Raw genomic sequence first — 24,648 nt, 5'->3', positions numbered from 1 at the left:
GAGGGGCGGTTTCCAACCGCCCTGTCACCGTATGCAATGAAAAAGTTAGCGCAGGAAAGATTGGGAGACAGGAATGGGCGACAAGGATGTCGCCCCTCCGAAGGGGGGACAGGAATGGCCCCCCTCCAATCGGAAAACTAGTCGATGGCGGCGGCGTGACGGCCCGCGGCCGGATCCCCCGCGGCGTGGATGACTCCCTTTTCCCGGTCGATGAAGAGCATCACCGGCCGGGCGATGAAGCCGTCGGTGGTGGTCAGCCGGTGCCCCTTTTGCTTCAATTCCTCCTGGACCTGGCCGCCGACACCGCTGTGGACCCGCAGGCTTCCCGCCTTGACGAATGCCTCGTCTCGGTTCGGATTGGGATCGAAGGAATTCTGGAGGTGGTCCGTGTTGAAGCGGGACGCCGTCACCGCCTGGTCCGGAAGCATGCCGAACTCCACGTGATTCAACAGCACGTTCAGCGTGGTCTGGTCCTGGAGGTCTCCTCCCGCCACGCTGATGGCGATGACCGGCTTGCCGTCCCGGGTGACCAGGGTGGGCGTCAGGGTGATGCGGGGCCGTTTGCCCGGCTGGATGCGATTGGGATGGCCGCGGGTCGTGTTCAGGCTCCGGAGCCGGTTCCCCGTGGTGACGCCCGAGGGTCCCGGAACGTTGCCCGAAAGGTTGCAACTGGGGGTGGCGGCCACCACGTTGCCCCACTTGTCCGCCACCACGCAGGTGGTGGTGTCGCTGATGGGAATCCGGTTCGGGTTGTCGCCGGCCCGCATCATGCCCTTGAGGGGTTTCATGTGGTACGGGTCTCCGGGACGGCGCTCCAGGGACGCCCGGTTTGGGTCGATCAGTGTGCGGCGGACCCGCGCATAGTCCCGGGACAGGAGGGTCTTCATGGGGACCTGGGCGAAGAGGGGGTCGCCGTAATATTCGTCCCGGTCGGCGAAGGCCAGCTTCAACGACTCGGTGAGGGTGTGGATGTAGCTGGCGGAGAGATGCCCCATCTGCTTCAGGTCGAACCCCTCCAAGAGCCTCAGTGCCTGGCACAGGGCCGGGCCCTGGGTCCAGGACGGGCACTTGTAGACGGTGTATCCCCGGTAGTCCACCGAAACCGGATCTTCGACGCGGGTGACGTGAGCGGCCAGATCCTTCTTTCGGAGGAAGGAGCCGGTGGCGATGTACCATGCCTCCAACTCGTCGGCCACGTCCCCTTTGTAGAAGCGGTCCCGGGCCGCCGTCAGCTTCTCCTCTCGGGTTCCGGTAGCCTTCTGTTCCGCTTCAACGAGTTTCCGGAAGGTGACGGCCAACTTGGGATGCCACTCTTCCGATCCGGCGTCCAGGACCTCCAGCACCGGGGCCGACGCTTCCTCGAAGGACTTGGTGCCATACAGCTTCAGGGCGGTGATGCAAAGGTCCACGGCCCCGGGCGTCGGGGCGGCCTTCATGCTGCCCTGGGCCGGAATGGTGTTGGTGTAGTACCAGTCGATGGCGGCCTGGTCCAGGGGGGCGCGCCCCAGGCCGGAGAGAACCTTCACCTCTTTCTTCTCGGCGTCGTAGATGAGGAACGGGATCTCGCCGCCGATGGCGAACATCCCGTAGTCGGTCACCGAGAGCGCCAGCAGCGTTGCGGCCGCCGCGTCGGCGGCGTTGCCGCCCGCTTCCAGCATCCGGATGCCGGCCGCCACCGCGTCGGGATGCCCGGCCGCCACGGCGCCTCCCTTGCCCGAGGCCTTCCAAGTGATGTGGCCCGATGCCCAGCCGGTCGCCAACAAACACGCCAGGACCCCCGGCAGAATCAACAAAATCAACGTCGAGTTGCGCATGATCCAATCTCCCATCCGGCTCCGGTTGTACACCAGGAGACGGGCTCCGGCAAGACAGGAGCTTCCCCACCGGCCCATGCCCGGCGAAATGCCGACAGAAAAAGGATGGGAGCGGCGGTTTCCTAACCGCCGAACTGGAGCGGCGATTTCCAATCGCCGAACTGGAGCGGCGATTTCCAATCGCCGAACTCCCGTGTGACATTATTGGCGACGAAGACTGGGTGATTGGAAATCGTTCCTTTTTCTCAGAAGCTTCCTCACCGGCCCGATCCGGCGGATGCCTGGGAGAAACAGGCATCGTGTTCATCCGGCTCCGTCTTCCCCTGCGTGTCCATCTCAATTGCCGAGTCGTCTGGGCGTAATCGACCAGTCTGTCTTCACTCTTTCCTCACTCTTTCCTCACTCCTCTTTACTCTTTCCTCAGTTTCTTAGAAGCTTCCCTATCGGCCCGGGACGGCGGACGCCCGGCAGAAAAAGGAAAGGAGCGGCGGTGTCCGGGTCGCGTCCTATGCTTAGATTCGCCGAAGAACTGATTCTCCTTCTGCTCGACAAGGACACCGGCGCGCTCGCCCCGATTCCGGATCGATCCCTGCGGTGCGCCCTCGCCGGGTCCGTGCTGATGGACTTGGCGCTGGAGAATCGCATCGATACCGATCTTGAGCGCCTCTTCCTGGTCGATTCCACCCCCGTTGGCGACGGCCTGCTCGATCCCTGCCTAAGGTCGATCGCTTCGGCCGCCGAGACCCGGGACCCGGCCTACTGGATCGACCGCATGGCCGAACCGGCGCATGCGGACCAGGTGCAGAGGAGGGCTTTCGACCGTCTCGTCGAGCGGGGCATCGTAGAGCGAGAGACGGGCGGACTGCTTGCGGTGACGCGCAGGGTCGTCCGGTCGCGCCGGTATCCACAGGTGGACGGCGACGCCGGACGTGAAGTCGAACTGCGGCTCATGACCGGTCTCTTCTCGGAGGAGGTTCCGGCTCCCCGGGATGTCATGTTGATCGCGCTCGTGAATGCTTGCGGAATCTTCGGACGGTTGCTCTCACCCGGAGAAATGGCCGAGGTCCGGGACCGGATCGAACTCATCTGCAAGATGGAATTGATCGGCCGGACGGTCTTCGCAGCGATCCGCAAGGCGGGCGTTCCCGGCGTCGAGTCCGTCAGGCGGCGGAGGCCGGCCCTGAGTTCCCCGGCGGCTCGGACTCGGGCGCTGGCCGCCATACCCCGCGCCGACGGGGGTGGACTCCCCATCGTGGGCAACGCGTTCGGCATGATGGGAGATCCGGTACCCTACCTCGCCCGGCAATACCGCGAAATCGGACCGGTCTTCCGCCTCCGCGCGTTTTCGCACTCGTTCACGGTCCTCGCAGGTGCGGAAGCCAACATGTTCCTCCAGCGCCACGGCAGGCTGCACCTTCGCAATGTTGAATTCTACTCCGGTATGACGCGGGCCCTGGGCGCTCACCGGTTCGTCCTCGGGATGGACGGCGCCGAACATTTCCGCCTCCGCAAGGCTCTGGGGCACGGCTATTCGCGAAGGTATTTCCTCGACCGCATCGATGACGCAATCGAGATCGTGGCCCGGGAGATCGGCGACCTGCCCGAGCGCGTGCCGGTGCCGGCCTTGCCGGTGTTGCAACGCACCATCGCCAAGCAAATCGGAGTGCTCTGTACCGGTGTCCAGACAGACGAGTATCAAAGGGACCTCCTTGCATACGTGGACCGGATGATCGCGGTCACGACGAAGCGCCGTCCGGGGTTCACGATGCGAACACCGCGCATGCGGCGCTTGCGCGCCCGGATGGATGCACTGTGCGAGCACCTCGTGAGATTGCACGAAGCCGACCGGCCCCGGGGGAAGGCGAATCTGATCGACGATGTCTTGGCGCTGCACCGGGCCGACCCGCAGTTCCTGCCCGAAACGGAACTGGTGTCCGCCTGTATCGGACCTTTCATCGCCGGCCTGCACACCGCAGCCAGCGTCGCCACATGCATGCTGTACGCGCTGCTCAAGCACCCCGAGACGCTGGCGCGGATGCTCCCCGAGGTGGACGAGCTGTTCGCCGGCGGCGGTCCCACGGCCGGGAAGCTTCACGCGATGGATGTCACCCACCGCGTGGTGATGGAGACCCTGCGGCTATATCGAGTCGCACCGGTGCTGGTGCGAACGGTGGTCAACACCTTCGAGTTTGCCGGGTTTCTGATCCCGGCTGGCACGACGGTCATGTTCGCCACCACCGTGCCGCATGTCCTGCCGGAATACTTCCCCGACCCGGAACGGTTCGACATCGACCGCTACGCGCGGGAACGCGCCGAACACAGGGTGCCGGGAGTGTACGCACCTTTCGGCTTGGGCACGCACCGCTGCCTGGGCAGCGGCTTCGCGGAGGTCAGCCTTGTGCTGACGCTCGCGGCCATGCTGCACGGGGCCGAAATCACCATGCATCCGCCCAGCTATCGACTGAAGCTGAGCTATTCTACGGTGGCGTCTCCGAAATCCAGCTTCAAGATCGTCATTACCCGCCGCCACTGAGATGGCTCGCCGCCAATCATGAGGAATTTCGGGCATGGCCAACTCCAGCGAATCTCAACCGCATCTGTTCGCAACCTCGCCGCTGTCCCTGTGGTGGAGCCTCATACGCGAATACGGCGGTGTAGAGCGGCGGTACTGGGGAAAGTTTGCGGGCATATTAGCGACGAGTACCCTCACGGCACCGTTGCGGCTCCTTGAGAGGCTTCGCTACGGCCTCCTGGTGGCGCATGATCCCGATCTGGGGTACGTGTCGACCTTTCATGCAGTCGCGGCCCCCTTCTTCCTGATCTCGCGCGGGTGGCTGGAGCGGCTCTTGGCCGGACGGCTCCCGTCGAAACGCCCGATGGACAATGTTGCGGTGTCCCTGGACCTCCCCCAGGAAGAGGAACTGGCCGTTGCCGCCGTGTCCCGGCTTTCGTCCGTGCACCAGCTCTCGTTTCCGGGGCGGGCAAGGGAAATCGTGGCGAAGATGGGGGCCATGCGGCTGACCGGGGCCGAGATGAGGGAGTGGCGGGACAGCTATCTGCACGTGCTGCGCAAGGCCACGCTGGCTTCGGAGGGACGCCGGCTGGTGCTCAAGTCGCCAGCCAACCTGGGCCGGACCGCCTTGCTGCTTCGACTGTTTCCCGACGCGAAATTCATCTTCGTCGTGCGCAATCCGTATGTCGTGTTCCTTTCCACGATGAAGCTCTTCCGTACTCTGATTCCCATGTACCGGCTTCAGGATGTGGACTGGGACGATATCGAAACCTCGGTGTTTTCCAACTACGTTGAAATGACCCGCCGGTACATGCACGACCGGGCGTCGATCCCGAAGGGGAACCTGATCGAAGTGCACTTCGAGGACATCGAGGCGGATGCGATGGGCGTCCTGAAACGCATCTATGCGGCGTTGAGTTTGCCGGGTTGGGACCAGGCGCGAGAGCCTGTCGAAAAATACCTCGGGACATTATCCGGCTACCGCAAGAACCGTTACCTGTTCGATCGGCCCCTGATTGACAAGGTGGACCGGGAGTGGCGGTTCGCCGTGCGTGAATGGGGCTACGAACCGCCGAACACAATGGACTGACCGCGGCGATAGGGCATCTGTCCCCCGCTTCGGTTGCCAGCGATCCCTGGCCATGGGCCACGTTTGGAACGAAAGAAACCCCGGCGTGGGGGACAAGAAAGTTCCCCTAGCGAAACCGAATCGAGTAGAGGTCGGCGTCCTGCATGACGAACCGGAGCCGAATCGGCTTGCCCGAGAGCGGGCCGACGCCGGGACCCTTCTTCCAATGAACCACCCGTTCCAGATGATCCCCGAAGATCTCGGGACAGTCGTCCAAAGTGTAGCCGGGGAGCGGTTTCCCCCCGGTGTCCTGGATCTCCACCCGGACGCTCCCGGCGACCGACGTGGAGAAGTTCATCTCCAGCCGGTCGCCGTCGAACACCAGGGGCCGGGTGGTGAACTCGCCACCCTTGGCGGGAGCGTTGACGGAGACGAAACCGTCCACACGAAGGACGAAACGGCGCAGATTGGTGTATGCCCCTCGCCAGTAGTGCTCCGTGGCGTAGATGGAGATTTCATCGGGTGCGCCCGGCAGGTCCGACTCGGTCTCGATCAGCCCCCAGTTCTGGTAGTTGTCGCCGTAGACCCAATTGTCGGTGTAGCGCAGCCCCGGACGGATGAAGGCTTCCCCCCAGCGATGGAACACCTGGCCGTCGCGGCTGCTCATGAAGAGCCCGTCGGTCAGGGCGGTCCCGTACCGCTCCGAACTCACCTTTCTGCCTGACGCCGTGGTGTAGTTGCGGACATTGGCCCGCGCCATGCGCTCCTCCAGCTCCGGCAGCGCCCTCATGGCGTCGGACCAGCCCCGGTCCAGGTAGCGGGCCGGAAAGCCCAGGTAGATGTGGGGCGCCCGGTAGTAGGGAATGATGTTGTTGGTGTAGAGCTGCTCGGGCGGCGCCCCGGGGTATTCCAACCACTCCCCCGGCGTCCAATGGATGAAATCCCCGGAGGTCGCGGTCTTGATGTCCCGGAGGCCGTCCCTGAAATCCCGGTAGTAGGCCCGGTAATGGCCCTTCCGGTGGTCCCAGAAAGCCAGGTTGTGGCTGTCGAACGCCCCGTCGGTCAGGACCGGCTCGTCTTGGACCGGGGACCAGCGGATGCCGTCCGCCGACTGGGCGGCCATGAGGCCGCCGTTGCCGTTGTAGAAAGCCTTGTATCGCGCCTCCGGGGCGCAATCGGGATTGGTGTCCTTGAACGCTCCCCAATTGTCCAGGTTCTCACTGGCCCAGACGATGTTGTTCCGCTTGGAGCCGTTGAACTCGAACCGTCCCACGTCCGGTCTGACCCAGTTCTTGCCGTCCTTGCTCTCGGCGTAGCCGATGAAGACATCGTGGACGGGAATGCTCGAAGGCTCGTGAGCCCAGGAGTCGTAATACATCCGGAAGCGGTCGCCATCGCGAAAGATGGAGTAGTAGTTGCAGCCATTCCCCTCCCAGAGCTTGTCGTGGTGCAAGACGATCTCTTTGGGCATGGGATGGTGCATTTGCAGGCGGACTCCGGACTGCTCCTGGATCAGGAAGCCGCCGACGAACAACTCGCGCTTCGAGCCCATGTCGTAGGCGGAGTGCTCCCCCGCCGCGCTGGGAATCCAAAGCTCCAGAACGAAGATGAGGACCGCGAGGCTCCGGAATGCGGTTCGACAGGCCAAGTTGCTTGAGATCATCGACTTCCTCCCCGGCTGTTCCAAGCCCTTATCGTACACGTCCGGCTGCCGGCAATTCGCTCAAATGCCAGTTCGTAATTCTTGATTGCCGCCAGTATGATGGCGCGCATGAACGTGGGGGTGGTGGGCGCCGGCATTTTCGGTCTGGCGGCAGCGCTGGAGCTTCGGGACCGGGGCCACCGGGTGACCGTTCTGGAGCAGGAGGGGATTCCCGGACCCCGGGCCAGTTCCAACGACGTCTCCAAGGTCATTCGCCGGATCGGCTACCAGCACGAAACCTACGTCGAGCTGGTCGAACGCGCCGGGCGCCGGTGGAGGGCGTGGCAGGAACAGATGGGCGGGTCGTTCCTCTTCCGGACGGGACAGGTGTCGATCGTCAGCGGGTCCTCCCACTACATTTCCCACTATCGGACTTGGTCGGGCCCGGACCTGACCGAGGACAGCTCCCAATACCTGACTGTGCAGGAAGCCCGCGTCCGGTTTCCCCATTTCCATTTCCATGACGACGACAAGGTTCGCTACGACCCATGGACCGGTTACCTTCGCAGCGGACAGGCAGTGGCCGATCTGGCCGGTCTGGCCCGGGCCCGGGGCGTGGAGGTCCGATCCGAGTCTCCGGTCACTGAACTGGAAGATACCGAAAACGGAGTCCGTCTCCGGTGCGGTGGCCAGACCCTGCTCTTCGATCGGGTCGTGGCGGCCGCGGGCGCCTGGATCGTCCGTCTCTGGCCGGCGCTTGCCGAATCCCTCTACCTGACCCGCAACCAGATGGCGTTTTTCGTCCCCCGGGACCCGGAGCTCTTCAGCCGGCAGAACCTGCCGGTCTGGTCCGTGAACACGGGGAAGGAGGCCTGGTACGGGTTTCCCATGCTGGTGGAGGGATACGTCAAGGTCGCCGACGATCTCAAGGTGGACGAGACCCACCCGGAAGTGGAGCGGACCAACACCCGGCGCTTTCTCGAAATGGTCTCCCGGTTCATCGAGGAGCGCATGCCCGGCCTGCACGGCGCCGAGATGGTGGGCGGGCGTTCCTGCCTGTACACCAACACTCCCGACGACCACTTCGTCATCGACTGGGCCCCGGGCGCGCGGCGGATCCTGATCGCCGGTTGCGGCAGTGGCCACGGCTTCAAGTTCGGCGGCTCCATCGGGCCCGTCATCGCCGACGCACTGGAGGAAAAGCACAATCCCCTGGGAGAACTGTTTCGGATCGGCGCCCGTTTCGATTGAGAGCCGCTTCGCAAAGAGTCCATGACCACGCGGGGGAAATCGCCACGAGAGGGCATGAAATGAGCGAGCGGGCCAGAGCACTTTACGATGGCGCCATCGTCATCGATGGTCTGAATGTGAGCAACTGGGACAGCCCGGCGGTGTACGCGAGCCTGCAAAAGGGCCGCATCACCGCCATCAGCGCCACCCTGGCGACCTGGGAGGGCTTTCAGGAGACGATGGACGCCGTCGCCGGCTGGCTGCGCCGGTTTCGGGAGCGGGACGACATCGTCCAGGTGAAGTGCACGGAGGACATCCGGCAAGCCAAGCGGTCCGGCCGCACCGGCGTCATCCTCAGCTTCCAGAATGCGTCGCCCATCGAGAACGATCTGGATCGGCTGGCGCTCTTTCACGCGTTGGGAGTCAAGGTCATCCAGCTCACGTACCACGAGCGGAATCTGTTGGGCAACGGTTGCTTCGAGCGCCGCGACGACGGCTTGAGCAATTTCGGCGTGGGTGCGGTCCGGGAGATGAACCGCCTGGGGATCCTCATCGATCTCTCCCACGTGGGGGACCGGACGACGCTGGAGGCCATCGAGGTTTCTGAGAAGCCCGTGACGGTCACCCATGCCAACGCGCGCGCCTTCTACGACCATCCCAGGAACAAGCAGGACGAGGCGCTGAAGCGGTTGGCGGCCAACGGTGGCGTCGTGGGGACGACCCCCTTCTGCAATTTTTTGCCGAAGCGGTTCGAGTCCACCCTGGAGGACTACATCGACGCCGTGGACGACATGGTGCAGCGGGTCGGCATCGATCACGTGGCGGTGGGGACCGACAACACCCAGGACCAGCCGCTCTCCTTCTGGCGTTACATCACCTCCCAGCAGGGGACCGGCTACCCGTCTACGTTCAGCGACACGTCCCTGGACTACCTGAACCTTCCCTTCCAGCCCAAGGATCTGGAGGGGCCGCACAAGTTCCCCAATCTCGCGGATGCCCTGCTGAACCGGGGGTATTCGGACGAGGACACTCTGAAGATCCTGGGCGGGAACTGGATGCGGATCTTCGAAGAAGTGTGGTAGCCGGCCATCGAATGGGCCACCCGGCCCGGGGACTCGACCCATGAATGAGAGTGGAGGCGGCGGTCTTCCCGACCCGGGAATCCTGTTCCGGGCCCGGGACAGCATCTACGCCTCCGACCTGCTGCTCGCCGCCGCCGTCCACCTGGACCTGTTCTCCCGGCTGGAGACCCGGGTCATGGACCGGCACGCGATCTGTTCCGCGCTGGGAATCCAAGACCGCCCGGCGGACGTGATGATGACGCTTTTCACCGCCATGGGCCTGGTGCGCCGCCGGGACCAAGGCTTCGTATTGACGTCGCTCTCCAGGACCTTCCTGACCCGAGGCTCCCGGCGCAGCCTGCTTCCTTACTTTGCTTCGTTGGGGACGCGGTCCGTCTGCCGGTCGATGGTGAACGTGCTCCGCACCGGCGAACCGGCGAGCTGGGCCGACGGCAGCCGGCAGGAGTGGGTGTCCGCCATGGAAGATGCGGAATTCGCCGGGTCGTTCACGGCCGCCATGGACAGCCGGGGCGCCTGGTTCGCTCCTCTCCTGGCCAGGTGCCTGAATTGCCGGGACCGGACGCGGCTGTTGGACATCGGCGGCGGGTCGGGAATCTACGCCTGCCATCTCGTGCTGGAGCACCCGCATCTTGAGGCGTCGATTCTGGAGAAACCACCCGCAGACGCCGTCGCGGGCGGCTTCATCGAGACCATGGGCCTCTCCCATCGAATCGGGATCGTCGCCGGCGACATGTTCGACGGGATACCCTCCGGATACGACGTTCACCTTTTCTCCAACGTGCTGCACGACTGGGACCGGGGCAATGTCGAGCGTGTCCTCGCCCGCTCCTTCGAATCGCTCATGCCCGGAGGGCTGATCGCGATTCACGATACGCACATCAACGCCGGCAAGACCGGACCCCTGGAGGTCGCCGAATACTCGGTGCTGCTGATGTATTCGACGGAGGGGAAATGCTATTCGGTATCGGAGATGAACGGCCTGCTTGAGGCCACCGGCTTCGTTGACTTCCAATTCGTCCCGATGAAGTGTCATCGGAGCCTGATCACGGCGAGAAAACCTTGAGCCGGGTGTCGTCTTGTTGCTGCCGGAAGTCGGCGGTTTGGAATCCGCCGCTCCTGGGCCTCAGAAGTTCAGCCGGAGAGACACCTGAAACTGCCTCCCCAGGAATCTCGAGGTGAACGAGAACGGCTCCGTCACCGCTCCCCGGCGTCCCTCGTAGGAGGACGGGAGTTCCTCCAGGGTCAGCCTTCCCACGGTCCCGTTGACCTTCCTCAGATTGGTGCGGTGGAACATGTTGAAGCCGTCGATGACGACGTCCAGGCTCTTGCCCTCGAACAGGGAGAACCGGCGCTTCACGCGCATGTCCACGGTGAAGTAGTCGGGTCCGATGCCGACGTTCCGGCCCACTCCCCAGGGCCGGTGGGTGCTGGTGTGGCGGTCCCCCACATTGTCGTATCCGGCGAGGAGATTGAAGGGGGCGAAGGAGCGTTTGGTGACGATCCCGGAAAGGGTCAGGTCGCCGAACAGGTTGTTTCGCAATCCTCGACCCCGGCCCGCCTTCCAGGGGAGATTCCCGATGGTCCTCAGGACGAAGCGGTGACCGCGGTGGAAGGAGGACAGGGCTCGTTCCGCCTTTGCGTCCCACTGCAGATGAGGCTGGAACGCCGAGTTGAAGTCGGTGTTCTCGTCAATGGCCTTGCTCCAGGTGTGATGCGCCGAGATGGTGAGAATCTTCGAAAAACGCTTTTCCAGTTGCAGGAGAAGGGCGTGATAGAAGGAATTGGCCCAACTGCCGTACCTGTTGTCCTGCAGCAGGTCCGGGCGGTGGAATCCGACAATGGGCCGTCCCCGGGCGTCGGTCCCGGCGCGATAGACGTTGACGTCGAGAGAGCGGACCACGTGGACGCCGCGGTTGAAGTTGTATCCGGCCGAGAGTGCGAAGCCTCCCAACTCCCTCTGAACCTCCAGGCTGGCCTGCTGGGCGTAGGGGTTCACGATGTCGTCGGCCACATCGAACCCGACGCGGAAGGGCAGGTCGCGGGCCGGAACCAGACCGTGCAACGCCAGATCCTCGGCTGAGATCCGCCGCCGGCCCAGGACGCCCAGGTCAAGGAGCGACCGGTAGATCTGCGACGACGTGAGGGGCTGTCCCGTCAGTGAACTTTCGATTCCCGGGATGCCGGTTCGCGGGACGTAGACTTGGAGGATCTGCTGGGCTTCCTCTCCGAACAGGTCTTTGATGTGCGTGATCTGGCGGTTGATCCGCGCGAAAAAGATTCCGTAGCCGCCACGCACGACGGTCTTGGGATTGGGGCTCCAGGCGAATCCGGCCCGCGGCCCGAAGTTGTTGTTGTCCTGGGGAAACCCCGCCTTTCGGAAGAGGTCGTAACGCACTCCCAGGGTCAACAGGAAGCTCTGATGGACCCGCCACGAGTCCTCCACGAAGAACCCGAAGGAATTCGCCCATCGGGTCCAGTGAGGATCGCCGAAACCCTGCTGGTAGGCGAGGGGCAGGCCCAGCGCGTAGGCCTGAAGCGAGGTCATGGGCTCGTCGACCGCCGCCGCCAACTGGGGAGAATCGGAACGCAGCAACGACTCCCTGATCGATCGGGAAGCGCCGCTGCCGACCTGGTCGTCGATCGCAGCCGAAAGGGGCACGCCCTCCCCGAAGACGAATCGCCCGCTGAAAAAGGTTTCGGAACGGCCGCTGTCGTAGAAGGTGTAGATGTCCGCGCCGAACTTGACCGTATGTTTGCCCGAGACGTAGGTGAAGTTCTGCCGCGCTTGCCCCATGCGCTCGATGTTCCGGATCGGCAGGATCAGATCTCTTCCGAATTGGCCGAATCCGTTGATGTCGATGGCGGGGCCGTAGGGGTCGGTGGGTTCGATGCCGAAGTCGTGGTACGCAAATCCCAGCCAGGTCTCGCCGATCCACTTGGCGCCCATCACAAGGCTGTTGCCGAGTGCCAGGGAGAAATCGTTCAGGTGCTTGTCGCGTCCGCGGTTCCGGGCCACCAGTGCTCCGAAGTCGGTGTTCTCGCTGTCCTGACCCGTCCAGTTTCCGCGCAGGAAGAGATTGTGTCCGGGCCCGAACGCGTGGTCGAAACGGCTCATGAACTGCTGGCGCTCCTCCGCGAAGGGGAAGAGGCCGCTGTTTTCCTCGAACAGGGACACCACGTGGGAGTCGTTTCCCGGAATCAATGAGGTTGAGAGCAGTCGTGCCAGCGATCTGGCGTGGGGTGGGGACGCGCCGTTGGCGAGGGCTTCGGCCAGGGCCTGTTGCGAGGGTGTCAGTTCGTAGAGAAACGCCTCGCTCCTGAGCAGGGGAACGTATCCCATCTGGTGGCGGTCGAGACGCTCGTACGCGCTGAAGAAAAACGTCTTTCCGGGCACGATGGGACCGCCGAAGGACGCCCCGCTCTGAGCCCGGGTGTATTCCCAGCCATCCGGAATGCTGGGAATGTAGGCTTGAAAGCGGCGGTTTCGCAGAACTCCGAAAATGGATCCGCGGAAATCGTTGCTTCCTCCTTTGGTAACGATGTTGATGGCTCCCCCGGGCGCCCCGCCCAGTTCGGCGGAGAACGAGTTCCGGTTGACCTGGAACTCCCGCACCGCGTCCTGGCTGATGGAGGACCGGACGCCGCCGGTGGCGTAGTTGTTGTTCAGGCCGTCGATGGTGAAGGCGTTGCCGCGGCCGCCGCCGCCGCCGATGCCGAGGCCCGACGCGGGGGCCGGGGCGAGCCGATGGTCTTTGTCATCCGCGACGTAGCTCGAGTCGACGACACCGGGGATCAGGAGGGCCAGGGCCAGATAGTCGCGGCGGTTGATGGGAAGGTCCTCGATGCTGACGGAGTCGATGTGGTTGGACTGCTGGGTCTTGTCGTGGGAGACGATGGTTCGCGTTGCCTCGGCGGTGATTTCAATCGCCGCGGCGGCCGCCGCCAGCTCCGCGGAGAAGGTCCGGGTCTCTCCCACCCGCACCTCCAGATCCTGGACCACGTAGGGTGCGAAACCGGGAAAATCAAAGCTCAGCGTGTAGAGGCCGGGATCGATCCGGCTCAGGACGTATTCGCCGAGATCCGAAGTGAAGACTTCCCGAATGACGCCGCGGCCCTGGTAGGTCGCAATGACGGTCACCCCCGGAAGGACGGCCTGGGTCTGATCGTAGACGTAGCCGCGGATGGTGCCGGTGTCGGTCTGGGCGCTCAGCAGGACGGCGTTGGCGAGGAGCGCGCCCACGGTTCCCGCTCGACGCAAGAAACCCGTTGAGCCCAGTCTCGGCCGCTTATGACTTTGGGCTTGGTCCTGAAGTGAGATTCCCAACGGAGCTGAAGATCTTATCCCATGCCCGCCAGGAGCGAGTTTTGGGCCGAATCGACCCGGACCTTGGAGTAGTGGAGGATTCGGCAGAGTTCCTTGCCCTCTTCGTCCGTCACCGGCGTGGGCTGCCGGAGGATGAACTCCGCCAGCTCCGGGTGCTTGTGATTGAACGCGACGTGGGCCATCTCCAGGCGATCGATGACCGGCTCCGCTTCCAGGTCGAAATCGGGAACCAGGAGCGGACCCGTGTCGATCTGGTAGGAGTTGTCCGTGGGCATGACGTTCATGGTCTTGATGGGGTATTCGATGACGTAACGCAGCGGCAGCTCGGGATCCTTGATCTCGGTGCGGCCCACGATGGGGTGGTTGGCTCCGGTTGCTTCGTTGACTTCCGCGGGAGTTTGGAGCACCCGGGTGTCGGGGAAGGTGACCACGTCGATGGCCAATGACCGGAACTTGTCCTTCACCGGCGCCCCCGTCGAGCGTCCTCCCTGGTAGGTCATCCGCGTGCCGACGCTCCGAAACTGGTCCAGCGAGTAGATCACCCGATACTCGCCGCTGGGAATCTGGAAGAGGCGGTCCTCCTTGTAGACCCGCTCGGTCCGGCAGGGCTGGATCAGGATGAACCGTTCGCTCTCGCCGCTGGAGTCGTCGATGACGTCGGTGATGGCCTCCAATTGGATCCGGGCCATGTTGCCGAAGGGGAGTTCGTGCTTCTCGTTGGTCGGCGGGGGCGGGAAGTCCCAGGTCATGAAAGAGGCCTGAAAGTCGCAGGCCGGCCGCGTGGCGGTATTGCCGTCCCCGGACGAAGACTCTTCCGCGGGCGCCTGGCAGCCCGCGGAAAGAATCCAACTGCCTCCGGCCAGCGCCACTCCCAACTGGCCCTGAAAGTGGCGGCGCGTCGATCGATTCAACATGGCGGTGTCCCCGGTAGTGACCCTTTTCCTGAAATCAGAAGTTGATCCGGAGTGAGAGCTGGATTTGCCGGGGCGGGAACGCCGCGGTGTACGAGAACGGCTGCGTTACGGGGCCGATGCGCCCCTTGTAGGAGGAGGGAAGCTCTTCCAACGCGAGCGTTCCCACCTCGCCGTTGACGTGCTTGAAGTTGGTGCGGTTGAGCAGGTTGAACGCCTCCACGGCAATGTCCACGCTCTTCTCCTCTGCGAAGGTGACCCGGCGCTTCACGCGCATGTCGATGCTGAAAAAGTCGGGTCCGATCCCGACGTTGCGTCCCAGGCCCCAGGGCCGGTGGGTGTCGGTGTGGCGGTCGCCCACGTTGTCGTAGCCCGCGTTGAGGTTGAAGGGGGCGAACGAGCGCGCCGTGAGTATGCCGGAAAGAGTCAGGTCGCCGAACACGTTGTGTCCGAATCCCTTGCCCCGGCCCGCTTTCCAGGGGAGTTTCCCCAGGGTGCGGATGACGAACCGGTGTCCCCGGTGGTACGAGGAGAGGGCCATCTCCGCCCGGGCGTCCCATTGCAGATGCGGTTGGAACGAGGAGTTGTAGTCGGTCATCTCGTCCATCGCCTTGCTCCAGGTGTGGTGGGCCGAGATCATGAAGCTGTTGGAGATGCGCTTTTCAAGCTGCAGGACCAGGGCGTGATAAAAGGAATTGGCCCAGCTCCCGTAGTAGTTGTTCTGCAGGATCTCCGGCCGGTGGAACCCGACGATAGGCCTGCCCGCGGCATTGGTCCCGGCCTGGTAGATGTTGATGTCCAGAGGCCGGACGATGTGGACGCCGCGGTTGAAGTTGTAGCCGGCCGACAGGGAGAATCCGCCCGCTTCTCTCTGAATCTCGAGGCTGGCCTGTTGGGAGTAGGGGTTCACGATATCGTCGGCCACCGAGAACGCGACGCGCAAAGGGAGGTCACGCATGGGAGTGAGTCCGTGGATGGCCAGATCCTCTGCCACCATCTGCCGCTTGCCCAGGATGCCCCGAGACAAGGCCGTTTGATAAATCTCCGCCGAGCTGAGGGGCGCTCCGGTCAACGCACTGATGAAGCCGATGCCGGTCAGGGGGACGAAGGCCTGAAAGATCTGCTGCGATTCGTCTGAGAGCAGATCGTGGATGTAGACGATCTGGCTGTCGATCCGGCCGTGGAAGATCCCGTAGCCGCCGCGCACCACGGTCTTGGCGTCGGGGCTAAAGGCGAATCCCACCCGCGGTCCGAAATTGTTGTTGTCCCGGGGGAAATCGGATGCACGAAAGAGTTCGTAGCGCAACCCCAGAGTCAGCAGGAACTTGGGGTGGATGCGCCACGAGTCCTCCAGAAAGAACCCGTAGTTGTGCCCCCAGCCGCGCCAGTAGGGATTCCCGAACCCCTGCTGGTAGACGATGGGGAGGCCCAGCGCGTAGGCCTGGAGTGAGGTGATGGGCTCGTCGACAGCCTCCGCCAACTGATTCCTGCCGGCCGAAATCAGCAATCCCTTGATCAGCGGGGAAATGGGAGACCCAAAGGCGCTGTCGATCAGCAGCGAAAGGGGAACCGCCTCTCCGAAGATGAACCGTCCGCTGAAGAAGGTCTCGGACCGGACGCTGTCGTAGAACGGATGGAGGTCCGCACCGACCTTCACCGTGTGGTTGCCATGGACGTAGGTGAAGTTCTGCCGTGCCTGGTACATGCGTTCGACGTTCCGGGTCGGCAGGATGAAGTCCCGTCCGAAATTACCGTACCCGCTGATATCGATGGAGGGACCGTGCGGATCGGTGGGGTAGGTGCCGGAGTCATGGTACCCGACGGCCAACCAGGTTTCGCTGATCCATTCCGGATTGATCACCCAGTTGTTGCCCAATCCGATGGTGAAATCGTTCACGTCGTTGTTGCGTCCCCGGCTGCGGGCCACCAGCGAACCGAAGTTGGTGTGCTGACTGTTCAGGCCCGTCCAGTTCCCCCGGAAGAAGAGATCGTGTCCGGTCCCCACCGCATGGTCGATGCGGGCGATGAACTGCTGCCGTTCTTCCGAGAAGGGGAAGACCCCGCTGTTGTTTTCGAACAATTGGACGACGTGGGGATGGTTTCCCGGAGTCAGGGCCTGGACGAGCTCCTTTGCCGCCGGGACCAGAAACGCCGGAACGGCGGGACTGGTGAGCAAATCGGCCAGGGCCTGCTGCGTGGGCTTCAATTCGTAGAGAAACGACCTGTCCTGGAGCAGGGGAACAAACGCAGACTCGTGACGGTCGAGGCGTTCGTAGGCGGCGAAGAAGAACGTCCTGTCTCGCAGGATGGGGCCTCCGAAGGAACCCCCGCTCTGGGCGCGGGTGTAGGCCGACTCGGACGGATCGAAGTAATTGCGGGCCTGGAAATGGCGGTTGCGGAGCACGCCGAAGACGGACCCGCGAAATTCGTTGGTCCCCCCCTTGGTGACGATGTTGATGGCGCCGCCGGGCGCACCGCCCAGTTCCGCCGAGAACGAGTTGCGGTTGATCTGAAATTCCTGCACCGCTTCCTGGGTGACGGAGGACCGGACGGCGCCGCTGCCGTAGTTGTTGTTCAGGCCGTCGATGGTGAAGGTGTTGCCGCGGCCGCCTCCGCCGCCGATCCCCAGTCCCGACGCCGGGGTCGGGGCGATGCGGAAATCCTTGTCATCCGCCACGTAGTTCGAGTCCACGACGCCGGGAGTCAGAAGCGCCAGGTCCAGGTAGTCGCGGCGGTTGATGGGAAGGTCGTCGATGCTGGTGGAATCGATATGGTTGGATTGGTGGACCTTGTCGTGGGCGATCACTGTCCGGTTCGCTTCCGCAGTGACGACGATGGCCTCCGCGGCCACCACGATCTCCGGAGAGAAGCTCTGTGTCTCTCCCACCAGCACCTCCAGGTCCTGCACCACATAGGGAGCGAATCCGGGCAGCTCGAAGCGGAGCGTGTAGTGGCCGGGATCGACCCGGCTCAGGACGTATTCGCCGACATCCGAAGTGAGGGTCTCCCGGGTCACGCCGCGGCCCTGGTAGGTGGCGGTGACGGTGACGCCGGGCAACACGGCCCGGGTCTCGTCGTAGACGTAGCCGCGGATGGTCCCGGTGTCGGTCTGGGCGGGCAGCAGCACCACGACAGACAGCAGAACCGCCGCCGCGATCCCCGGCCCGCGCAGTGAGCGGCGCAAGCGAAGAAAATCAGAGTCAGGGAGCAGGCTTCTGAGCGACATGATGTGAATCTCCGGAATGAATCAGCTAGGCAATACCGGCCAGCAGCGTATTTCGGGCCGCATGGACTCGGACCTTGGAGTAGTGAAGAACCTGGCAGAGCTCCCGGCCGTCATCGTCCAAGACCGGTGTGGGCTGCCGCAGAATGAACTCGGCCAGGTCCGGAGCCTTGTGGTTGAACGCGACATGGGCCATTTCCAGTCGATCGATGGCCGAGTCCTGATCCAGGTCGAAATCGGGGACCAGGAGAGGACCCGTATCGATTTGGTAGGAATTGTCCTTGGGCATGAAATTCATGGTCTTGATGGGGTATTCGATGACGTAACGCAGTGGACGTTTCGGATCCTTGATCTCGGTGCGCCCCACCAGGGGATGGTTGGCGCCGGTCGCCTCGTTGACTTCAGCGGGGGTTCGGAGAACCCGCGTGTTCGAAAAGGTCGCCACGTCGATGACCAGGGACCGGTACGTGTCTTTGACCAATTTTCCGACCGGCCTCCGCCCCCCGTAGGTCATCCCCTTGCCGACGCTGCGGAACTGTTCCAGCGAATAGATCACGCGATACTCGGCGCTGGGGATCTGGAAGAGGCGGTCCTCCTTGTAGACGCGCTCCGTCCGGCAGGGCTGGATCAGAACGAACCGCACTCTCTCGCCGCTGGAATCGTCGATGACGTCGGTAATGGCGTCCAACTGAATCCGGGCAATGTTCCCGTAGGGGATGTCGTGCTTCTCGGTGTAGGCCGGAGGAGGATAGTCCCAGGTCATGAAGGAGGATCGGAAGTTGCAGGCGAGCGGGACGCCGGCGCCGCTACCGGCGGAGGACTCCGTGGCCGGCGCGCCGCAGGCCGCGGGAAGAATCCAGCCGCCGCCGGCCAGAGCCATTCCCAGTTCCCGCTGAAAGCGCCGTCGCGTGGGTCGACTCGAAAGGGCGGTCATCTCGGTGGCAATGTGATCCTGGGACCTTCGTTACCGTATCGCGTGGGGCTCATCGTACCACGGGTGAGCGACGCATCACACTACGGTCACGGGGTGAGACCGACCGGAAAAAAATAACCACGCCAGGAGGATGCACGCATCCGAACCGTCCACAGCACTCGGCACTCGGGTCTTTGGTGGGTTCATGGAGACTTTCGGCGCGGACTGCTATGGTGCCCGGGCAAGGAGCACCACCCATGAAGATCACCGAGGTGAACGTTCAGTGCTATTCCTGGCCCCGTCCCCGGCCCATCAGCAACGGGAAATACACCTATGCCACGGTTCGGCTGAACCTGGTCCGCGTGCATACCGACGACGGGCTCTACGGTGTGGGTTGGGCGGGCGGTCCCGGCTTGTCGGCTCCCATGACCGTCGCGCTGGTGGAACATTTCAAGGAAGCCCTGATCGGAGAGGATCCGTTCAATTACCGCCGGATCTGGGAGAACATGTGGCTGCCCAAGGTGGTGGGCCGCCGGGGTCTGACCACCTGGATCATCAGCGCCGTGGACATCGCGCTCTGGGACCTGATGGGAAAGGCCCTCGGGATGCCGGTTCACAAGCTGCTGGGGGGTTTTTGCGACCGGATTCCCACCTATGTCGCCGGCGGTTACTACGAGGAGGGAAAGGGCCTCCGCGAGTTGGCCCGGGAAATGGAGGAGAACCTGGAGTTGGGCGCCCGGGCGGTGAAGATGAAGATCGGCGGAGTGGAGATCAACCAGGACGTGGAGCGGGTTCGGGTCGTGCGCGAGACCATCGGACCCGACGTGAAGTTGATGGTCGATGCCAACAACGCCTACGTGGCCTACCAGGCCGTCGAGATCGCCAGGAAGATGGAACCCTACGACGTCTTCTGGTTCGAGGAGCCGGTGGCGCCGGACGACTACGAGGGGCACGCCCGGGTCGCCCGAGCCTCTTCCATTCCCGTGGCCACGGGGGAGAACGAATACACCCGTTACGGCTTCCGCGACCTGATCCAGCACGGTTCGGCGTCCATACTCAACGCCGACGCCCAGATCCTGGGCGGAATCACCGAATTCATGAACGTGGCCTCCCTGGCGTCGGCCCACGACCTGCACATCGCCCCCCACGGCGCCCAGGAGGTGCACATCCACCTGGTGGCCGCCATTCCCAACGGCCTGATCCTGGAGTTCTACCGCGAGACGGTGAACCCGTTGCACGGGCAGATTTTCGAGGAATCGCTGACCCTGGACGAGGACGGATGCGTGAGCGTTCCCCAGACCCCGGGACTGGGCATGGAGCCGAACTGGGAGGTGCTGGAACCGTACCGGGTGGCCTGACGGCGGCGAGGGCCGGCGGCTACGGAAGCCGCGCCGGGCCTACTTGGCGGGTGTCTTCATCCGGGTTTGCGTCGATCGCACATCCAGCAGCACTTTGCCCGTGCTGTCCTTCATGGCGTTTTCGGTTGGACGAAGGCGAGGAATTGTCGCCCCGCACCCGGAATCAGGCCTTGCCGAATGCGGGACTCGAAATCGGCCAGCGTCGCCATGGTCAGAAAGTAGGCCCCAACACTCACGAGGACCGTCACGGCGGCAACCGCCACGACGGAACGGAACACGAGGTACTGGATTCCGATGGCGACACTCAGAACCAAGAAGTAAACCATCATCATCGCCACGGTGACGACCTGCCGGGCGGGCGGGGTCTTTTTTCCGAAGGGGATCCCGTCGATCAATCGGAGGCCGACGGCCAGATACAGGGAGGCCACCGCGGTGCTGTAAGCGATGACCCACAGCGCATCTCTGACGCCCCAGGACCAGGTCAGCACGATGAAGCAGGCCAGGTTGGGAAAAAGTACCAGCAGGAGCCAGAGTCCCCCATGGATTCCCCTCGCGAACGGACGGAAAGACGAACCTGGAACGATGCCAAACGTCCAGACCGCCTTGTAGTCGTTGCCATACGCCAAGTAAAGGCAGGTGACAAAAACCATCAAACCGATCAGATGGGGCAGAAAGTGAGTGTAGGCGAAGCCGGCGGCGAATGGAGTGGTTTCGGTGCCCACGACGAGCAGGCCGATGAGGCCGATGAACAGATACGGCGTATTCACGGCCATGTTCTTCCGGAATTGCCAGTCTCTCAAAGCCATCGAGCGCAGATACTCGTAACCGGCGCGGCCGGCCTGACCGCCGGCGAACCTGGCGATTCGTGGCCCCATCGGCCATCCTCTCCGCACGCGCCTGCGCACCCGGGCTCCCGAGCGCATCAGACTCGAGACGCGGATCAAATGATCCACGGAGAGTGCCCGCAGCCCTGGCACGACGGCAACCGCCATGAGCGCAAAGACCATCACACCCAGCAGAGCCGGGAATCCCCCGGGAACCGCGTTGCCGATTCCGAACCAGGCTTCGGGCGGCTCGATGGAGATCAACCAACGCTCCAGGTTGTTCACGAGCACACCCGACGCACTCAAGAACTGAAGACCTGCCCCAATCAACATGGGTATGACTTGGACCATGGCCGCGGCCGCCTTGAGACGCCGGACGGGAATGAAGCGGACCAACCACCCGAAGAGGCTGCAGCAGAGAAACCCGACCACCAGCCCGATCCCGAGAGCCGCCATAAGATGCAGGAAGGGATAAACCAATGGCCGAAACCCTTCTCCGCTGGGACCGAGAAGGGGAACGAGCGCCGGCACGACGTTGACCCCTGCCACCACGTAGCCCACGATCCTGAAGAGATGGGTGAGTTTGGCAGCGAGCCATGTGGCGCCGTTGACCGGCTGATGAGCCAGAATCAGTCCCTCGACCGGGTTCACGAGTCCCTCGGCGATCTCGGGGATCAGCAACATGCTGAGTTGGAAAGCGGTGAGCGCGAGAAAGGTCAGGAGGTAGACTCCGGCGTTGGCGCCAAACGCTGCCATCACAATGCCTATTCCACCTGAAAGAAAGAACCAGATGATCGTGAAGGTGCGCATAGTGAAGGCGTCGGAACCCATCCGCGCCACTTCCTGCCGCTTGCCGAGCGTCTCGAACAGATCGACCAGGATCCAGTATCGGCGGGGCTCGATTCCGAATCGTCGCAGCTGCGCGGTGAACTCCGGGCCGTGGAAGAGCCGTTTGCTCAGCGAACGAAGCGCTTTCATGAGAATTGCCTTCATGACCGGAGAGCCTCGATGATTTCCGAAACGCCGCTCACCGTCCCTTCCTCATCGGTCAGTTGGCGAAAAACGTCTTCGAGACGGCCCTTCCGGGTGGAAACCTTCAGTGATTCCAGCGACCCGTCCGCGATGAGGCGGCCTTCGTGGATGATCAAGGCGCGGTCGCACACCCGCTCCACCACGTCCAGGACGTGCGAGCTGTAGAGTACGGTCTTGCCCTCCGCGGCCAGGGCGGCGATGAGGTCCCGAACCATGAGTCCGGCGTTGACGTCCAAGCCGGAGAGGGGTTCGTCCAGCATCAAAACGTCGGGATTGTGAAGGAGGGCCGCGCTCAGGAGCACCTTCTGGCGCATCCCCTTGGAGTAGCCGTCCAGACGCCGGAGGCGGACTCCGGCCAAGTCGAATTGCTCGAGGAATCGGGCGATTCGGAATTGAAGCAGCTCTTCCGGCACTTCCTGCAGGCGGCCCATGAGCTCCAGGAATTCCTGTCCCGAGAGGCTTTCGAAAAGCGCCGCGGCTTCGGGTACGTACCCGATCCGTTTCTTGGCCTCCACAACCTCGCCCGGCATGGAATAACCGGCGACGCGAACCGATCCTTCGTCCGGTGGCAGGATCCCGGTCAGGACCTTGATGGTCGTGCTCTTCCCCGCGCCGTTGGGTCCCAGCAGCCCCACCACGTCGCCTTTGCCCAGGGCGAACGACAACCCGTGCAGGACCCGGTTGCTCCCGTAGCTGAACGTCAGATTGTCTACGGAGACGGTCAACTGATGGTCAGGGGGGAGATCTGTTTGATCCATGACATTCGCGAGCCCGAGTTTCTCATCTCGGAGCGCGATGATCGGGGAGGATTGTCGCGTTCAGTTCTTGTCGAAGCCCGCCACAAGTCCGACAACCCGAGATCAAAATAATTGCCCACACGATTCAGCTATTTGGGCAAGTCCGGAAAGGCGACCCTTGGTGGTGTCCGAGTCCGGATACTCTCAGCTACTGAATCAGTCCCTTCGACCGGCCATCGATTTCATTCATCATGCTTCGGCAAATCTGGTCGATCGTCGGCTCCATTGCTGTGGTTTGGCCTTCGAGTTCCGAGTATGCGATCCGTTGGCTTATTGCCGCGGGGCCTGCTCTGTTGGTCGTTATCTCAAACAGGAATCCTTCGGAGCCCAGTTTCCAGGTCACGGATCGTGTCAAGTCGAAACGGGTGTCCCCGGTTCCGGTGTATTCCTGGAAGCGATATTCTTGCTTGAGCGTGAGTTCCTGCTCATTGATTAGGCTGAATCCTGGGATCACGATGTGGGACTGCTTGGTGTTTTCCCAATTCTCCCTCTCGAACAGATTGCCGGATTGAACCGAGTTCGATCCCTGTGACAGGTATGAGAGCGCGTAATACCGTCTAAACAGCGGGGACAAGGATTCAAATCGACTGTCCAACGTTTGAATGACTGGATTCACGTGCATCAGAAAAACGTCATCGAGCATGTCGAGATCGGACTTGTTCGGGTCGGGTCCCTTTTTTCTTCGCACAAAGATGCCGATTTCCTTGACCATGTCCTCGGGTTCGCGGATCGATTTCCCCTTCGCGGCTCGAATGGCAAGATCAATAGATCTCAAGAGGTTCCGCAGCATGAAGTCGGCGAGTGGTAGCCTTCGATCCACATCGGCGTTTTGAAGTGCACCTATGTAGTGGTCTTTTTCTCGGCTTCTGATGACGATGGGCGGAAGGTCTCTCCGAAGCAGTGCGTAGTTGGCGAGCAACCGCGCCGTGCGCCCATTGCCGTCGTCGAATGGATGAATGCGCAAGAAGCGCCAGTGTGATTCGGCGAGGAACATGGGCAATGGGTACGCGTGCCGCGCCAGGTCCCGGTGGAATTTACGGGTCCATTCGGCCATCCGGGCAGGCGTGTCCTCAGGTTCCGCGAATCGATGCAGTTCACCTGTGGCGGTTCGGACATGGTTTGGTTGTGTCTTGTATTGACCCGGAACGATGCGCTTTCGCGTCGGCTGGCCGTCCGGTGTTTCAGCCGTTTGCCAGAACGGCTCCTTGAGCAGAATCTGGTTTAGATCCCGTATATCGCCCTCGCCCAGAAGCCGCTCCCCTTGTGCGAGTCGCCGGGTGTGGTCGATGGCCACGTCGTGCGCTTTCATCTCCGCGTAATCCCGTAACGGGTGTCCTCCAGCCGTGCGGCCGAACATGAGTAGCAATTCAGTTTCGTGATAGGTGAGGGGGTTCCCCTCGATGTGGTTGCTGTTGTAGTTCCATTCGAGCCTCAGCTTCTTCCAAAGACGTTCGTCATCTGTTGATTTCACCTCGTGGCGCCGGTCGCGCCAATTCGAAATCCGTGCCTCCAGATCCGTGAGACGTTGGAAGAAATGAACGTGCTCGACGGTGAGTCGTGGGATATTGATGCCGAGCGAGTGGGATTCCGCGATCCACCTGGCCATGCGCGTTCTTGTTACGGTGTCAGACGAAAGTGCCGAGTGTGCACCCGCGTCCAGGATGTACCGTCCAAGTTTCGCCTGCTCGACGATGACCTCGTCATTGGACTCGACGATCTCTGCCAGTTCTCCTGAAATTGGACAGACACGCTTCATCGCATTAGCTCCCGGCCCTGACTTGGATGAGGTAGAGCGTTGTCCAGAGACCCAAATCAATCACCTGTCCGGAGAGTTCTGTTTCCAATATAGCAAGCCCGGTCTCGTCGAGGACGCTTGTGCGCCGGTAGCGATCACTGCGTCGAAGCTGTCGGGAACGC

Annotated in this window: 15 protein-coding genes; 6 read left to right on the top strand and 9 right to left on the bottom strand. The window is 62.8% G+C overall.

The genetic code is table 11. The features are described 5' to 3' along the window. Window positions 1-137: 137 nt before the first annotated feature. The gene (locus OXT71_12425) at window positions 138-1,814 is read right to left on the bottom strand and encodes a gamma-glutamyltransferase (protein ID MDE2927196.1); all 1,677 of its coding nucleotides are present in this window, start codon (window positions 1,812-1,814) and stop codon (window positions 138-140) included. A gap of 508 nt (window positions 1,815-2,322) precedes the next feature. Between OXT71_12425 and OXT71_12420 the strand changes: the two genes are divergently transcribed. Further along, the gene (locus tag OXT71_12420) at window positions 2,323-4,347 is read left to right on the top strand and encodes a cytochrome P450 (GenBank protein ID MDE2927195.1); all 2,025 of its coding nucleotides are present in this window, start codon (window positions 2,323-2,325) and stop codon (window positions 4,345-4,347) included. Between the two features lie 34 nt (window positions 4,348-4,381). Continuing rightward, the gene (locus OXT71_12415; protein MDE2927194.1) at window positions 4,382-5,416 is read left to right on the top strand and encodes a sulfotransferase; all 1,035 of its coding nucleotides are present in this window, start codon (window positions 4,382-4,384) and stop codon (window positions 5,414-5,416) included. A gap of 106 nt (window positions 5,417-5,522) precedes the next feature. On the opposite strand, the gene OXT71_12410 is transcribed toward OXT71_12415, so the two are convergent. Beyond that, window positions 5,523-7,058: a hypothetical protein gene (locus OXT71_12410; protein MDE2927193.1), complete on the bottom strand. Its 1,536-nt coding sequence runs from the start codon at window positions 7,056-7,058 to the stop codon at window positions 5,523-5,525. A 96-nt stretch (window positions 7,059-7,154) separates the two neighbouring features. Between OXT71_12410 and OXT71_12405 the strand changes: the two genes are divergently transcribed. Genes OXT71_12405 through OXT71_12395 form a run of 3 tightly spaced genes read left to right on the top strand, consistent with a single transcriptional unit; the run spans window position 7,155 to window position 10,412 of the window. Next, window positions 7,155-8,288 carry an FAD-dependent oxidoreductase gene (locus OXT71_12405; protein ID MDE2927192.1) on the top strand — a complete coding sequence of 378 codons (1,134 nt, stop codon included), beginning with the start codon at window positions 7,155-7,157 and terminating at the stop codon, window positions 8,286-8,288. 59 nt (window positions 8,289-8,347) lie between these two features. After that, a complete protein-coding gene (locus OXT71_12400) occupies window positions 8,348-9,349 on the top strand; it encodes a membrane dipeptidase (protein ID MDE2927191.1) in 1,002 nt (333 codons plus the stop codon). Window positions 9,350-9,389: 40 nt separating this feature from the next. After that, complete coding sequence (locus OXT71_12395; GenBank protein MDE2927190.1) at window positions 9,390-10,412, top strand: methyltransferase; 1,023 nt, start codon at window positions 9,390-9,392, stop codon at window positions 10,410-10,412. A gap of 60 nt (window positions 10,413-10,472) precedes the next feature. Here the strand turns inward: OXT71_12395 and OXT71_12390 are convergent, their stop codons facing one another. The 4 genes from OXT71_12390 to OXT71_12375 all read right to left on the bottom strand — a co-directional run bounded on the left by OXT71_12390 (window position 10,473) and on the right by OXT71_12375 (window position 18,741). Next, the gene (locus OXT71_12390; protein MDE2927189.1) at window positions 10,473-13,589 is read right to left on the bottom strand and encodes a TonB-dependent receptor; all 3,117 of its coding nucleotides are present in this window, start codon (window positions 13,587-13,589) and stop codon (window positions 10,473-10,475) included. A 98-nt stretch (window positions 13,590-13,687) separates the two neighbouring features. Then, window positions 13,688-14,587: a hypothetical protein gene (locus tag OXT71_12385; GenBank protein ID MDE2927188.1), complete on the bottom strand. Its 900-nt coding sequence runs from the start codon at window positions 14,585-14,587 to the stop codon at window positions 13,688-13,690. Between the two features lie 34 nt (window positions 14,588-14,621). Then, a complete protein-coding gene (locus OXT71_12380) occupies window positions 14,622-17,810 on the bottom strand; it encodes a TonB-dependent receptor (GenBank protein MDE2927187.1) in 3,189 nt (1,062 codons plus the stop codon). Between the two features lie 25 nt (window positions 17,811-17,835). Then, window positions 17,836-18,741: a hypothetical protein gene (locus OXT71_12375; GenBank protein MDE2927186.1), complete on the bottom strand. Its 906-nt coding sequence runs from the start codon at window positions 18,739-18,741 to the stop codon at window positions 17,836-17,838. 236 nt (window positions 18,742-18,977) lie between these two features. On the opposite strand from OXT71_12375, the gene OXT71_12370 reads away from it, so the two are divergent. Next, entirely contained in the window at window positions 18,978-20,078 is a 1,101-nt protein-coding gene (locus tag OXT71_12370) for a mandelate racemase/muconate lactonizing enzyme family protein (protein ID MDE2927185.1), read from the top strand. 110 nt (window positions 20,079-20,188) lie between these two features. On the opposite strand, the gene OXT71_12365 is transcribed toward OXT71_12370, so the two are convergent. The 3 genes from OXT71_12365 to OXT71_12355 all read right to left on the bottom strand — a co-directional run bounded on the left by OXT71_12365 (window position 20,189) and on the right by OXT71_12355 (window position 24,487). Beyond that, the gene (locus OXT71_12365; GenBank protein ID MDE2927184.1) at window positions 20,189-21,895 is read right to left on the bottom strand and encodes a hypothetical protein; all 1,707 of its coding nucleotides are present in this window, start codon (window positions 21,893-21,895) and stop codon (window positions 20,189-20,191) included. Next, window positions 21,892-22,692: an ABC transporter ATP-binding protein gene (locus tag OXT71_12360; GenBank protein ID MDE2927183.1), complete on the bottom strand. Its 801-nt coding sequence runs from the start codon at window positions 22,690-22,692 to the stop codon at window positions 21,892-21,894. Before OXT71_12360 ends, OXT71_12365 begins: the two co-directional genes overlap by 4 nt. 187 nt (window positions 22,693-22,879) lie before the next feature. Continuing rightward, window positions 22,880-24,487, bottom strand: a complete 1,608-nt coding sequence (locus OXT71_12355) for a Fic family protein (GenBank protein ID MDE2927182.1) — start codon at window positions 24,485-24,487, stop codon at window positions 22,880-22,882. Window positions 24,488-24,648 lie beyond the last annotated feature (161 nt).

Source organism: Acidobacteriota bacterium, from assembly GCA_028874215.1.
Classification (GTDB): domain Bacteria; phylum Acidobacteriota; class UBA6911; order RPQK01; family JAJDTT01; genus JAJDTT01.
The sequence above is the reverse complement of the archived record's forward strand: the minus strand, read 5'-3'. Positions and strand labels throughout refer to the sequence as shown.

What these genes read in the sequence shown, in the direction of transcription:
- OXT71_12425 (MDE2927196.1), bottom strand. Translation starts at nt 1,814, where the DNA reads ATGCGCAACTCGACGTTGATTTTGTTGATTCTGCCGGGGGTCCTGGCG.
- OXT71_12420 (MDE2927195.1), top strand. Translation starts at nt 2,323, where the DNA reads ATGCTTAGATTCGCCGAAGAACTGATTCTCCTTCTGCTCGACAAGGAC.
- OXT71_12415 (MDE2927194.1), top strand. Translation starts at nt 4,382, where the DNA reads ATGGCCAACTCCAGCGAATCTCAACCGCATCTGTTCGCAACCTCGCCG.
- OXT71_12410 (MDE2927193.1), bottom strand. Translation starts at nt 7,058, where the DNA reads ATGATCTCAAGCAACTTGGCCTGTCGAACCGCATTCCGGAGCCTCGCG.
- OXT71_12405 (MDE2927192.1), top strand. Translation starts at nt 7,155, where the DNA reads ATGATGGCGCGCATGAACGTGGGGGTGGTGGGCGCCGGCATTTTCGGT.
- OXT71_12400 (MDE2927191.1), top strand. Translation starts at nt 8,348, where the DNA reads ATGAGCGAGCGGGCCAGAGCACTTTACGATGGCGCCATCGTCATCGAT.
- OXT71_12395 (MDE2927190.1), top strand. Translation starts at nt 9,390, where the DNA reads ATGAATGAGAGTGGAGGCGGCGGTCTTCCCGACCCGGGAATCCTGTTC.
- OXT71_12385 (MDE2927188.1), bottom strand. Translation starts at nt 14,587, where the DNA reads ATGTTGAATCGATCGACGCGCCGCCACTTTCAGGGCCAGTTGGGAGTG.
- OXT71_12380 (MDE2927187.1), bottom strand. Translation starts at nt 17,810, where the DNA reads ATGTCGCTCAGAAGCCTGCTCCCTGACTCTGATTTTCTTCGCTTGCGC.
- OXT71_12375 (MDE2927186.1), bottom strand. Translation starts at nt 18,741, where the DNA reads ATGACCGCCCTTTCGAGTCGACCCACGCGACGGCGCTTTCAGCGGGAA.
- OXT71_12370 (MDE2927185.1), top strand. Translation starts at nt 18,978, where the DNA reads ATGAAGATCACCGAGGTGAACGTTCAGTGCTATTCCTGGCCCCGTCCC.
- OXT71_12365 (MDE2927184.1), bottom strand. Translation starts at nt 21,895, where the DNA reads ATGAAGGCAATTCTCATGAAAGCGCTTCGTTCGCTGAGCAAACGGCTC.
- OXT71_12360 (MDE2927183.1), bottom strand. Translation starts at nt 22,692, where the DNA reads ATGGATCAAACAGATCTCCCCCCTGACCATCAGTTGACCGTCTCCGTA.
- OXT71_12355 (MDE2927182.1), bottom strand. Translation starts at nt 24,487, where the DNA reads ATGAAGCGTGTCTGTCCAATTTCAGGAGAACTGGCAGAGATCGTCGAG.